Below are 12,964 nucleotides of genomic sequence, written 5' to 3' on the forward strand. Positions count from 1 at the left end.
CTGGTCACCGCGAGCAGCGTCGTGGCCGCCGCGGGCGGCCGGCCGGAACCGCCGAGGAACCGTGCCGCCGCGATGTCCCGCGCGGCTTGGGCGATCCCGGTGTAGACGCCGAGCATGGTGATCGAACTGACCGTCTGACCGGCCAGCACCGCGTCGTTGTGGTCGCCGGCGGGCCGCAGGGACACCACGTTGGAGGCGTCGACCGGGCACTGGTCGAACGCGACGTCGGCCGTTCCCGAGGCGCGCATCCCGAGCCCCTCCCAGTCGTCCAGGACGCTGAGGCCGGGTGTGTCGCGCGGCAGCAGCACGACGCCCAGCATCGGCGGCTCGCCTTCGGCCTTCGTCTGGGCGTGCACGAAGAAGTGCGTGCCGATCGGCGCCATGCTGACCAGGGTCTTGCACCCCGACAGCGACCAGCGGCCGGAGTCGTCGCGGGTGAGCACGGTGACCCCGGTGGGGTGGTCCTTCACGGCGCCGCAGACCGCGGCCTTGCCGCCGGCCATCGACCTGAGCAGTTGTTCGGCCAGCACCCTGACCGGTTCCCTGCCGTGCCGCCACTCCCAGGCGAGCGTGAGGCCACGGCAGAGCTGGACGTGCCAGGCGAGCGCGGTCGAGGCGTCCGCCGTGGCGACGCTCGCCAGCGCCGCCGCCACGTCGTGCAGGTGGTCGACGCCCAGACCACCGAGCTCGGCCGGCACGGTCGCGCCCATCAGGCCGTCCTTGCCGAACGCCTCGAACGTCTCCGTCGGGAAGAGCGAATGGCGGTCGTTGTCCTCGGCGCCCACCCGGATCTGCGGAAGGTGATGGTCGACCAGGTCGAGCAGCACTCGACCTGGCGCCGTCAGCGGCGTGCGGAGGCCGGGGGCGCCGGTCGGCCGGGCGTGCTGTGTCGACATCGCGATTCCTTCCGTGACGCGGCGTTCAGGTCGTGCCGGGTGACCGGGACGGCGCGGTCAGAGCCGCACCGCTCTCGTGTTGAGGACCGCCAGCAAGGTTCTGGCCTGCACGTTGACGTAGCGGCTGTGCCGTGCCAGCGAGGCGAGCTGACCGGGGGTGAGCCAGTGGTATCCGGGCGGCGGCCGCTCGGGTGCCTGCTCCTCGTCGGCGTCCACCAGGAGGTAGCGGCTCTCGGCACGCAGGAACCGGCCGCCTTCCTCGCAGTGCGTTGCCGCGTAACGGATCCGCCGGGGATCGGCGTTCAGGACCGTGTCCAGGAAGGGCGACCGTTCCCCGCTCAGCGGATCCGTGTGCTCGCGCGGATGGCACTGGACCGTCGGGCCGAGTTCGACGACGTCGGCCAGGCCGCCCTCGGCCCGTGCGGCGACCAGCACGTGCGGCACCCCGCCGAACGAGCGGACGAGGAACGCGTGCGTGCCGGGACCCACCGGTTCGAGCAGCGGCTGACGCCACGCGGACACCTCCCGGTTGCCCGCCTCCACCGCGACCGCGACCACCCGGAAGTGCCTGCGGTGGACGTGCGCCAACGACATGTCGTCGCGTTCCCACTCCGCGAGGCGGGTCAGCGGCAGGAGCCGGGGCCGCAGCCGGCGCCGCGAGCGTTCGGTGGTCAGCCAGGACAGCAGGTCCGTGTCGGAGTGCAGCGCGCCAGCCTCCGCGTAGGTGGTCGGCGCTGTGGACAGCACCGTGCGCGCGTCCATGTTGACGACGTTGTCCAGGCGCAGGAGCTCACCGATCTGGCCCAGGGTCAGCCAGCGGAAGTCGTCGTCCTGCGGGACCTCGTCGAACGTCTCGACGATCATGTTGCGGTTCGACTTCTGGAAGAACCAGGAGCCGTGCTCGGACTGCAGCGCGTCGGCGAGCACCCGGTGGCGTCCTGGGCGGATGAAGTAGTCGAGGTACTTGACCCTGCTGCCCCCGTGTATCCGGGTGTAGTTGCTGTGCGTGGCCTGCACGGTCGGCGACAGCTGGAGCAGGTTCGTGTTGCCCGGCTCCATCTTCGCCTGCATCAGGAAGTGGAGCACCCCGTCGAACTCCTTGGCGAGGATGCCGAGGATCCCGATCTCGGGCTGCACGATGATCGGCTGCTGCCAGGTCCGTGACGGGTCGTCGTCGGGAACGACTTGCAGGCCCTCGATGCTGAAGTACCGGCCGGTCCGGTGCGCGAGGTTTCCGGTGGCGGGGTCGAACGCCCAGCCGTCGAGTTCCGAGAACGGGATCGGCCGGACCCGGAACCGGTGGGCCGCACGGCGTTCGGCGAACCACGCCGGCAGATCCGCGGTGCGCATCGAGACTCCCGCCGTGGTGGCGGCGGAGCGGGCGAAGCGGTGGGGAAGCTCGGTGTCCTCGCGTGTCTCCAGCACGGTCTCGATGGCCATCTGAACGACCTCTCTCTTGTCCCACCTGGCGCGACGGCCCAATGGACGTTGTCGCGGTCGGATGCGTCGGTGAGCTCAGCCTGCGGCACGTGCCCACGATCGCTCCACTTCGTACTTGCTGTCCGTTCGCCCCGTCCGCGTTCACGGTGGTTTCGGCTGAGGATGGCAAGTGCGGCACCGCATGCGTCCATTCTCGGGGGACCGGCGGGACGGGGAGCCACTCTCAGAATGCCCGTTTGTCCGTGAGTCGAAAGGATGACGGCGCGGGTGGTGGAGTGGTAGACCGGTCAGGGCGTGCCATTCAGTCCACAATGGATTGCCGGACGGGTGCCGCTCGTTGCGGGAAGAGCGCAGTTTGGAAGAAATCCGGAGGATGCGGCGCCGTTACGGTCATTGTCATGTGTGCACCGACTGAGCGGATCCCCGGCCTCGACCACCCGGTCGCGGGAGTCTGAGCCGTCATGCGGATGCAGGACCTCAGCCGCGCCTCCGGACTGCCGGTGCCGACCGTGAAGTACTACCTCCGCGAAGGTCTGCTCGCTCCCGGCGAGCGGACCGGCCCGAACCAGGCGCGGTACGGGGCAGAACACCTGCGGCGCCTCAGGTTGGTGCGCGCGTTGCTCGAACTGGGAGGCCTGTCCCTCGCGCAGGTCCGCGCGGTTCTCCGCGAGAGCCGGGTCCTGCCGCCACCGCCGTCGAGCGTGCCCGTCTCCGAGGCGGACCGCCGCTGGGCCCTGGACAGGATCGAGGTCCTCGCCCGCGCCCGCCGTTGGGAGGTCGCGGACGACGGACCAGCCGTCACCGCGCTCGTCGAAGTCCTCTGCACCCTCCGGGAGCTGTGTTCGGACGCGTTGCTGGAGCGCGTGGACGACTATGCGGACCTCGCCGACGCGATCACCGACTTCGACCGGGCGGGCCGTCACGACGCCGTCAGCGCGATTCTGGGCGATGCGCTGCTCGTGGCGTTGCGGCGGCTGGCCAGGGAATCCGCCGACGCTCCGGTGCCCGGTGACAGATGATCTCACTGAGGAGTGCTCGATGACGACTGATCTGCCGCAGGCCCGCCAACAGGGCTTGATGCGCACGCTCAACACCGTCGGCCACAAAGCCGCGGTCAACGTGTTCATGGTGGTCGTTCTGGCGCACTGGGCGGAACACCTGACCCAGGCCGTCCAGATCTACGTCCTGAACTGGCCCCGGCCGGAAGCGGGCGGTGTGCTCGGTCTGTGGATCCCGTGGCTCGTGACCTCGGAGTGGCTGCACTACGGCTACGCGATCGTGATGCTCGTCGGGTTCTGGGTGCTGCGGCACGGTTTCACCGGCCGCGCGCGCACGTGGTGGACCGTGGCGCTGGGCATCCAGATCTGGCACCACTTCGAACACCTGCTCCTGCTGCTGCAGGCGGTCACCGGCGCCAACCTGCTCGACAAGAAGGTGCCGACCAGCATCGCGCAGCTGATGTTCCCCAGGGTGGAGCTCCACCTCTTCTACAACGCCATCGTGTTCGTGCCCATGGTGGTGGCCATGGTCTACCACCTCCGCCCGACCGTGGAGGAACGCGCGCGCATGCTGTGTTCGTGCGCCCTGGAGAGGGTGTGATGGGCCCGCTGCTCGCTCAGGGGCACGACCACACCCTCACCGTCCCGATCACCATCGGTCCCATGGTGCTCAGGGTCGCGCTCATGGCCGCGATCCCCGCCGTGGCGGCGTTCGCCGTGCTGCGGCCGTTCGTCCCGGCGCCGAGCAGGCGGTCGAGGGCGGTGGTGACCGCGACATCGGCGTTGGCGGCGATCCTCTTGCTCATGGTCGCCGGCGCCATCGACATTCCGGGGCAAGCGGTGGTGCTCCTCCTCGCCGCGCTGGCCTGCCCGTTGGTAGCGGTGTTCGGCAGGCACGTCGACCGGTTCCGCACCCTGGTGAGCCGGACCGGCCCCTGGGTCCTGCTGACGGCAACCGCTCTCGCTGTCGTCAAGCTGGTGCACGGCCGGCTGGCCGACGGCCCGCCGGAGAAGTTCGCGGTGGTGCTGTACACGGGCGCGCTGCTGGCGCTCCTCGGGCTGTCCTGGTCAGCCGTCTGCCGGCCGAGGGGCAGGCCGATGAAGACGCTTGTGCACGGCACGGCGGCGGTGTCGGCGTTGATCGCGCTGGTGGGCACGACCCAGGCGACTTTGTCGCGACTGCCGGACTGAACCTGTTCCTGAGTCCTGTCTGCTTGCTTTCAACTCGGTGAACGCCTACCTGGAGGAGTGGCTGGGACCGCTGTGGCAGATGCCGGGCGCGACCACGCCTGCCTCGCCGCCGGTGAGGGCTGGACAGCCGAGGAGGCGCTGGCTACCGGCCTCTGCTGCGCGATCCGGCACGCCGACGACCCGGTGCAAAGCCTGGTGCGGGCAGCCCGAACCAGCGGCGACTCCGATTCGGTCGCCGCGCTGGCCGGAGCGTTCGCAGGCGCCGCACACGGTCTGGCCGCGTGGCCCGCGGACTGGATCGCACGCATCGAGTACGCAGACCAGCTGGCCGCACTTTCTTCTACCGCAACGGCATGAACCCAAGTCCCTTGTGGACTGTCGAGCCAGCGCTCCCTCTCGTCGGCTTCGTGCTTTCGATGTCCGGGCTGTGCCTACTCGTCGGGTTGGATGATCATCAGTCGGAACGTCGTCGACGGCGACTCGCGTCCGCAGGTCTGCAACATGTGCCAGGCCAGGTTGCCGGGGCCGTTGTCGGCTTGGGGAAGTCGTTGCCTGCTGATCCCGAGGATGCCGTCCGGGCTTTCGTCGAGAATCTCCGGCGTGCCGACGAGCACCGCAATGCCGAACGCCAGCACGTCGGCGCGCAGGTCGTCGTCCAGGTCGTCGGTGAGTCCGATCTTGCATTGTGGCTCGCCGTCTTCGTCGAAACCGAGGCCGACGAGGCCCGCGAGTCCCACGCTGTGGGCCGCGGGCACCTCGAACACTCGGATGCCGGTGCCCATGGCCAGTGCCATCAGTCTGGCTGTCGGCGTGGTGAGCAGGGGGTCGTTGATCGAAGCTTCGGCTGCGGGGTCGTTGGCGCGCTCGCACATAGTGCGTCAGATCGTATTGCCGAAAGCGCCCAGCCGCGCATGTGAGCCGGTTTGCCCAGCTCACAGTGTCCGGTCAGCCGTGTCGTACGCAGTGCCAGGTGGTGTCGGACATCGAGTCGCCGTAGTGGAGCCGGCAGGAGCGTGCCGCGGTTCAGCGGGGAGAAGAACGTTCTCGCAGATCAAGGCCGCGCTCAGCGTCCTCGCCTAGGCTGGAGCCTTCTCCCGTTCCTGAGGCAGGAACATCATCTGCTGCTCGACTCGGCTGGGCAATGCCCACCGGTAGAGCGGTACGGCGGCGGCGGTGGTGATCACCGCGACCAGTACGAGCATCGAGAACACCTCCTGAGTGATCATCTTCTGGGCCAGGCCGATGTTGATGAAGATGAGGATCATCAGGCCGCGGGCGTTCATGAGGCCGCCTACGGCGAACGACTCGCGCCACCCGAATCCGGTCGCGCGCATGGACAGCGCGCAGCCGAAGTACTTGCCCGCGAACCCGGCTACCAGGATGAGAGCGAACGGGAGCAGCATGGCGGCGCTGCCGAAGCCGTTCAGTTGGGTGTTGAGGCCGGACAGCGTGAAGAAGATGGGCAGCAGCAGCACGCAGACCACCTCCATCATCTTGCCGTGCAACGCCTCACGGAACGCCTTGTTGCGCGGCATCGCCAGGCCGGCGATGAACCCGCCGAACACCGAGTAGATCCCGATGTAGTCGGTGCAGAAGCCGGCGAGCAACACGACACCGACGACGATGTACATGTGGTCGAAGCCGAACTTGCCGTTCCGCTCGACCTGGTCGCCCAGGGGACGCAGCAACCGTCGTACCCCGAAGAGCATGACTGCGACGAACGCGACGGACAGCCCGATGGTGACCATCGCGCTACCGATGCCGGCGTTGGCATGCAGCGCGGACAGAACGGCGAGGAGGCACCACGCGGCAGCGTCGTCGATCGACGCGGCGAACAGGGTGAGACGGCCGATTCTGGAGTTCTGCAGTCCGCGTTCGTACAGGATCCGGGCGAGCATCGGGAACGCGGTGATCGACAACGCGCCGCCCACGAACAGCGCGAACTGGAACACGCTCACGGCCGGCAGGGACAGCTTGTCGTGCAGCAGCACGCCGACGCCGGCGCCGAGCAGCAACGACGGCAGGATTCCGGAGATGGCGAGTACCGCGGCCTTGCCGCCCTCACCCTTCTCCTTCGATCCGTGGTCGAGCCCGGCGCCGACGAGGAACATGAACATCGTCAGGCCGATCGTGCTCAGCACGTACAGGACGGGTTTGACTTCGGCGGGGAACAGCGACTGCTGCACGCCGGGAAACAAGGCTCCGAGAAAGGTGGGGCCGAGCAACACGCCGGCCACCATCTCGCCGAGCACCCTGGGCTGGCCGATCATCAGTGCGAGCCTGCCGCACCCCCACGAGGTGACCAGGATCGCCACGATTGCGGGTAAGACCTTCAACACCAGCAACAGATTCGGATCAGTGTGTTCCAGCAAAGCTTCCCCCTGTGGTGGTTACCCGCGGCAGTGGATCCGCAGTTCTCTTGGCCGGCGCGCGTGCCCGTTCACCACCGAGATGATCATCACGACGAAGAGTCGCAGCGCGACGTGGACTCCCTTTGCGTTTCAGCATCAATCCCTCCAGCGCAGAGGGCCGGCGTCCGGTCGGTCGGGCTCGACGGCGGTCAGCGGTTGGCCTCCGCCAGTTGCCATGCCCGTCGACGGGCCCTGACCAGCGGCCAGCAGAGGCACAACAACGCGGTGAACACCGAACCCACCTTCCAGGCGGCACCGAACTCCGCGGTGAACGCCGTGGTGATCAGTACCGACACCACGAAGGCCGCAGCCAGTGCGGTGGTGACCGGCGCCCCAGGCAGACGGAATGGCGCCGGGTCGAGCCCTTCAGCGGTGCGGCGCCGGCGAAACGCCCAGTGCCCGGCGAACACCAGCAACCAGGTGATCATGCCGCTGAACAAACCGATGCCCAGCATGAGCGGGAAGACATCTCCGGGAGAGAGCGCAGCCGCGAGTGCTGCGACGGCGAGGCCGATGGTGGAGACGAGCACCGCACCGACTGGGCTGCCGTGGGACGACGTGGCGGCCAGGCGGCCGGGAGCGAGGCCGTCCAGGGCCAGCGAGTGGACGGTGCGGGAGGCGAGGTAGAGGGTGGTGTTCGCGGCGGACAGGGCTGCGGTCAGCACGACGAGGTTCATGATCCCCGCAGCCGCGGGAATGCCGGCTACCTCGAACAAGAGTACGAACGGGCTCTTGGTGATGCCCCCGCCCTCGCTGGCTCTCGTCCACGGCACGATTGCGACGATGATTCCGGTCGCCAGCACGTAGAACAGCACGAGGCGCAGCACGACCCGCCGCGTGGCGCGTGGGATGTCGCGGTCGGGCTGCCGGGACTCCGCCGCTGTCATTGCGACCGCCTCGACTCCGCCGTAGCTCAGCGTGGCAATGGTGACTGCCAACCAGAGACCGCTGAGCCCGTTCGGCGCGAACCCACCGTGGTCGGTCCACGCCGACAACCCCACCGCATCCCGTCCAGGCAGCCCGACCGCGACGTACGCCGCACCGAGAACCACGAACATGACGAGTGCGAACACCTTGACCGCCGAGAACCAGTACTCGACTTCACCGAACAGCTTCACCGCGGCGAGGTTCACGACCACGACCACGACGGCGAAGAACGACACGGCTGCCCACAGCGGCACCTGCGGCCACCAGAACCTGACGTACAGGCCGGCGGCGACCACCTCGCCGCCCACTGTGACGACCTGGGCGGCCCAGTAGGACCACCGCTGGAGGTAGCCGGCGAACGGACCGAGGTACCTGTTCGTCACCGCGCCGAAGCCACCCGCATGAGGGTGTACCACCACCATCTCGGCCAGGGCGTACGCCAGAGCCACCGCGACCAGCGCGGCAGCCAGGTACACCAGCACCACAGCCGGCCCCGCCTTGGTGATCGCAAGACTTGATCCGAGGAACAACCCGGTTCCGATCGCGCCACCGAGTGAGATCATCCCGATTTGTCGACTGGACAGCTGCCTGCGCAGCCCCCCGTTCTTCTCGCCTCTCATTGCCGGCCCCCCAGCTGGTCGATCAGGTCTCCACTTGTGACAGGTCCTTGCCGATCCGGGGCAGTGATGACAGCGCCAGTGGCACCACCACCGAGAGCATCCCCAACGTCATGACGAACTGCGCGCTCCGGAAGCCGATGAGCCCGCCGAGCACACCGCCCAGGAGCGCACCGATCGGCGTCGCACCCTGGGCGAAGAACCGGTTGGTCGCCGCGACCCTGCCCTGGAACTCGTTGGGCGTCATCACCTGGCGAATGGTGCGCATCACGATCGCGTGCGAGAGGCCGAACCCTCCGAACGCCAAGTTGACCGCCACCAAAGCGACGACGGACGGCACGCCGTTGCCGTGCACCAGGGACATCACCTGCACCACACCGTTCGCGCCGATCGCGGTGAGGAGGATGGTCGGTCCATAGCCGATCCGGCGCGGTAGCCACGCGGCGACGCTGGCCCCCACCAGCAGTCCTGGGCCCAGGGCACCGAGCACGATGCCCACGGCGCTGGCCGACAGGTTCAGCTCTCGCGTCAGGAACAGCAGGTTGACGGTCTGGTATCCGGCGAAGAACAGGTTGTAGACGCCCGCGACGATGGCCATGATCCGCAGCACTTCGTTGCCGAACACGACCCGAATGCCCTCTCGGATCTGCCGGATGACGCCACCAGTGGGTGGTTGGCCACCGGTGCGACCCGCTGTCGGTGTCCGCCACACCGCGATCACCGACACCAGGTAGGCCACAGCACCGGCCGCGACGGCCAGCGGCGCGGTGAAGACCTGGACGAGCGCACCGCCCGCCGCTGGGCCTGCGATGGTCGACGCGGACCGGCTCGCCTCCATCGCCCCGTTGCCTGATGCCAGTTGGTCGCGGTGGACGATCAGCGGCAGGTTCGCCTGCGACGCGACGTCGAACAGCACCGTGCAGGTGCCGGTGGCGAAAGCGATCACGTACAGCCAGCCGATGCCAAGCAGGTCGGTGGCGTACATCAACGGGATCACCGCCAGCAGCACGAGCCTGCCCAGGTCGGCACCGATCAACATCCGCCGCGGGGAGAGCCGGTCGACGAACACCCCCGCGACGAGCGCCACCAGGATGTAGGGCAGTTGGGTCGCTGCCGCGAGGAGACCGACCTGCTCGGAGGACGCGTTCAGCGCCAGCACGGCGACCAGTGGGACTGCCACTCTGGTGAGCTGGCTCCCGAACTCGGAGGCGGTCAATCCGATCCACAAGTTGCGGAAGCCCGGTTGTCCCCACAGGCGGGTCGCGGGGTCACCGTTCACGGCAGTCATGTCACCTCGTTGACAGAGTGGACGGAGTCGAAAGGTTGGACGGGTCGGTGTGCGGGACCTGATCCCTGACGAACAGCACGTTCTCCCAGACGTGCTGGTAGTCCGGTGAGGAGAAGGTGGCGTGCCCCGCTCGCCAGTACTGGAGCCGCAGGCCCTCGTGTTCGAGCAAGGGCGGCTGCCTCCTGGCGTCGAAGTCGATCGCGGTCACGGCCGCCGGGTGCGGGAAGTCGAACGACGGCGGGGCCAGCGGCAGATCCACCAGCCCGACGAAGAATCCCGTGCCGTGCACCGCGATCGGTTCGACGATCTCCGGCCGGACGCCGTCGAGAACCGCGGCCAGGTAGTCGCGGTAAGCGCGGCGTGGGTAGGTGGCCTGCAACAGGTCCACGATCCGCCCGCCGCCGTACCGGGTGTGGATCTCGATCATTTCCGGCCGATCGCCTGCCAGCTTCAACTCGGCGTGGATCGGGGAGGTCACCACTCCCAACGCGGTCACCACGTCCTGGAGATAGCTCCGTACCCGTTCTTCCCAGTCGGCGGTGAACCGGCTCGGCATCACGTGAGCGACCTCGTAGAAGATCGGCGAGCCAGTGTTGATCTTGTCGGTGATTGCGAACAGGCTGAGCTCACCGTCCACCACCAGCCCCTCGACGCTCACCTCCGGACCAGGGATGAACGATTCCACCGTGATCTGATCGCGGCCGAAAGCGGGTGCCTTGGCGAGGTCGTACTGCCGGGTCACGGCTTCGACGTCGGACCGGTCGTGCAGCAGACGCACGCCGATGCTGCCGGTGAACGAGCGCGGTTTGACGATCGCAGGCAGCTGCACCACGTCGAGCAGGTCGGCCAGTTCGGTGATGGTGGCACTGCGGTGATCGACTTCGGTCAGTCCTTTGGACCGCAGCGTTTCCCGGGTTGCGGCCTTGTCGAGCACGGCACGCTCGGTATCGCTGGACGTTCCGCCGAACCCTTTTGCTTCACGGACCTGCGCAGCCAGCTCCACGGTCAGTTCGGTGATGGACACGATCGCGTCGAAGTGCTCGGTCCGCGTCACGTCCACGATGGAGTCGACGTCCAACGCGGCCACCACGAGCCGGTCGAACGAGGTGGTGTTCTCGACGCCACGAAGCTTCGCCTCGGTGTCGGCGACGACGAGCCGGGCTTGCAGATCCTGGGCGTCGGCCGCCGCCATGGTGAGTTCGCCCGTGCTCCACGGCACCCCGATGACAAGAACCCTCCGAGTGGCCATCAGCAGAACACCGACCACTCGGCGCGATCGGTGATGGCTCGGCTCATCCTCTTGTCCGCCTCGAGGTCCGCGAGCAGTCGCGCGTTGTGCCGGCGGATGTCGCCCTCGGCCTGCTCGTGCGGACTGTTCTCGGAGAGGTCGAGCATCCACAGCGGTCGCAGATGCGCGCCACGGAAGACCTTCGCGTCCACGGCGCCCTTGCCGGCGTGCAGACGACGGGTCCCGGCCCGGTCCGCCAGGCGAATGTGGGTGTAGTAGGTGAGGTTGAAGTACTCCATGTTGCCGGTGAGAAGGTCGTAGTCGAAGCTCGCCCAGCGCAGGAAGATCGTGTCACCGTGCTTGTAGTACATGCAGAAGCCGAGCAGGTCGTCGTTGTCGCCCTTCGTGCACAGCGCCACTTGGGCGACCGCGCCCGAGGACTCGCGGTAACGGGCGAACTCCTTGATGAAGTCGGGGGTGCGGGCCGAGTATCCGTACTTGATCGCCATCGAGTTGGCCACCGGGGGCAACCGGTCCCAGCACTCCTCCAGCGCCACGTGCGTGATCTTCAATCCCGCCTCCTCGAACAGGCGCACCTCACGGCGCACGCTGACTCGCCGTTTGCTGGGCAGCGACTGCAGCCACGCGTCCCAGCCGCCCTCGGGTACGTCGAGCCACGCGTCCGGTTCCAGCAGCACCGGTGTTGCGCGGACGCCGGCCGCGTGCAACGCGAGAACGTCCGATGTGGACAGATACATGGCGACAGCCGGCTGTTCCGTCGCGAGTGCCCGGACTTCCGCCACGAGGCCTGAGAGCGCAGTCGGCGAGCGATCTCCCAGCAGGTGGGACTGGTAGGCCAGCCGGGAGCCGACGAGGAGGCCGTCGATCGGCACGACGGGCAGCTCGCGTTTGGCAAGAAGATCGGCCCAGTGGTAATTGCCCGGCGGCGGTCCGTCGAACCGGACGATCGGTACCGCCGCGCTGCCCGCCACCGCGGCACCACAGCTCGCGCCCGGATAGGACGCGCAATGGGAAAGCCATGTGCTGGTCGAGTAGAAATGCCCGTCCGCCATCTTGTCCCACGCCGTGGGGGACAGGCCGCCGAGCAGATCGCGCTCGGTCTCGTGGGTGGTCATCACTCGTTCACTCCTGCGCAATCTCGGCGGACGCGAGCGTGCCTGCAATGTGGACGAGCGTGAACGACCATCCGGACGACTGTCGCCGAGCAGTTCGCTGGCTGCTCGACAGCACCTCGCCCGGACAGTCCGAAAACGATATTTCGGACATCCGGTGAAGTCCTTGTTGACTCAAGGCGATCGCGCATCCGAAAACCGTCAACCCCTCCGCTCGTCCACACGCGCTCTCGCCTGCGAGAACACGTGCACAGCTCCCCCCAGGAGCGTGGATCGTAAAGAGGAATCTATGCCAAGCAAGGTTGAGGGCGCAACCGTGGTGGGTGGCGTTTCGTAATTGTCCATCCGCCTTGGGGTACGCCGGGGTGTCTTCTGCCGGTCCGATCGGTCGCCCTGCCTGCCGACGAATGTGGCGGCGGCCCCCGGTAGCGCGACCGCCCTGGCGCTGACTGTCCACTGTGGAGCAACTTCCGTTGAAGCGGGGACGCTGCAAGGAAAAGGAACGCCCGGTGAACGTTGGTGCAGGCTGGATGTGGGTGCCGTGATCGACTGCGGCGAGTAGCCGCCTACTCCATTCGAGGGACCGGTGTTCACGGGGTTGACTGGATCGACGTGCCTGGTACGGTCGGAATTCGACCCGGGGGGGCCGACAGTGGGGGTATTCATGCGCAGGTCGCATTCAAGATAAGTTGCTGTTGATGCTCATGCGGTCCGCAGGTGTGATTGCGGCACGCATCAATTCGTGACGTCCGGACACGTCGGAGCAATGTCTCGACGTGTATTCGGGTCGGTTGTACAGCTGCGCGCTGACCCGGCTTCGCAGGCAATCGTCCAA

General features: G+C 67.7%; 12 protein-coding genes. 4 read left to right on the forward strand and 8 right to left on the reverse strand.

Annotated features, from left to right (window positions below; all coding sequences use genetic code 11):
* On the reverse strand, window positions 1–896 hold an 896-nt coding region (locus FXN61_RS19315), incomplete at its 3' end, for an acyl-CoA dehydrogenase family protein (RefSeq protein WP_167975452.1).
* Between the two features lie 57 nt (window positions 897–953).
* Complete coding sequence (locus FXN61_RS19320; RefSeq protein ID WP_167975453.1) at window positions 954–2,336, reverse strand: NDP-hexose 2,3-dehydratase family protein; 1,383 nt, start codon at window positions 2,334–2,336, stop codon at window positions 954–956.
* A gap of 461 nt (window positions 2,337–2,797) precedes the next feature.
* Here FXN61_RS19320 and FXN61_RS19325 point away from each other — a divergent pair, with 461 nt between their 5' ends.
* The 4 genes from FXN61_RS19325 to FXN61_RS54390 all read left to right on the forward strand — a co-directional run bounded on the left by FXN61_RS19325 (window position 2,798) and on the right by FXN61_RS54390 (window position 4,882).
* Window positions 2,798–3,355, forward strand: coding sequence for a MerR family transcriptional regulator (locus FXN61_RS19325; protein ID WP_167975454.1), 558 nt, complete (start codon window positions 2,798–2,800; stop codon window positions 3,353–3,355).
* A gap of 19 nt (window positions 3,356–3,374) precedes the next feature.
* The gene (locus FXN61_RS19330; RefSeq protein ID WP_167975455.1) at window positions 3,375–3,935 is read left to right on the forward strand and encodes a hypothetical protein; all 561 of its coding nucleotides are present in this window, start codon (window positions 3,375–3,377) and stop codon (window positions 3,933–3,935) included.
* Window positions 3,914–4,525: a DUF6239 family natural product biosynthesis protein gene (locus FXN61_RS19335; protein ID WP_167975456.1), complete on the forward strand. Its 612-nt coding sequence runs from the start codon at window positions 3,914–3,916 to the stop codon at window positions 4,523–4,525. Before FXN61_RS19330 ends, FXN61_RS19335 begins: the two co-directional genes overlap by 22 nt.
* A 72-nt stretch (window positions 4,526–4,597) precedes the next feature.
* Window positions 4,598–4,882 carry an ADP-ribosylglycohydrolase family protein gene (locus tag FXN61_RS54390; protein WP_312877855.1) on the forward strand — a complete coding sequence of 95 codons (285 nt, stop codon included), beginning with the start codon at window positions 4,598–4,600 and terminating at the stop codon, window positions 4,880–4,882.
* A gap of 74 nt (window positions 4,883–4,956) precedes the next feature.
* Here the strand turns inward: FXN61_RS54390 and FXN61_RS19345 are convergent, their stop codons facing one another.
* From FXN61_RS19345 to FXN61_RS19370, 6 genes are all read right to left on the reverse strand, one after another.
* Complete coding sequence (locus tag FXN61_RS19345; protein ID WP_167975457.1) at window positions 4,957–5,319, reverse strand: hypothetical protein; 363 nt, start codon at window positions 5,317–5,319, stop codon at window positions 4,957–4,959.
* Window positions 5,320–5,601: 282 nt separating this feature from the next.
* Window positions 5,602–6,840, reverse strand: a complete 1,239-nt coding sequence (locus tag FXN61_RS19350) for a cation:proton antiporter (RefSeq protein WP_167975458.1) — start codon at window positions 6,838–6,840, stop codon at window positions 5,602–5,604.
* Window positions 6,841–7,085: 245 nt separating this feature from the next.
* Window positions 7,086–8,426, reverse strand: a complete 1,341-nt coding sequence (locus tag FXN61_RS19355) for an amino acid permease (RefSeq protein WP_246291750.1) — start codon at window positions 8,424–8,426, stop codon at window positions 7,086–7,088.
* Window positions 8,427–8,505: 79 nt separating this feature from the next.
* On the reverse strand, window positions 8,506–9,768 hold the full coding sequence (locus FXN61_RS19360) for an MFS transporter (protein ID WP_167975460.1): 1,263 nt from the start codon (window positions 9,766–9,768) through the stop codon (window positions 8,506–8,508).
* 1 nt (window position 9,769) lies between these two features.
* Complete coding sequence (locus tag FXN61_RS19365) at window positions 9,770–11,017, reverse strand: ATP-grasp domain-containing protein (RefSeq protein WP_167975461.1); 1,248 nt, start codon at window positions 11,015–11,017, stop codon at window positions 9,770–9,772.
* The gene (locus FXN61_RS19370; RefSeq protein ID WP_167975462.1) at window positions 11,017–12,132 is read right to left on the reverse strand and encodes a peptidogalycan biosysnthesis protein; all 1,116 of its coding nucleotides are present in this window, start codon (window positions 12,130–12,132) and stop codon (window positions 11,017–11,019) included. The genes FXN61_RS19365 and FXN61_RS19370 overlap by 1 nt, the downstream gene beginning before the upstream one ends.
* Window positions 12,133–12,964 lie beyond the last annotated feature (832 nt).

The sequence above is a fragment of the Lentzea indica genome, assembly GCF_012184385.1.
GTDB lineage: Bacteria > Actinomycetota > Actinomycetes > Mycobacteriales > Pseudonocardiaceae > Lentzea > Lentzea indica.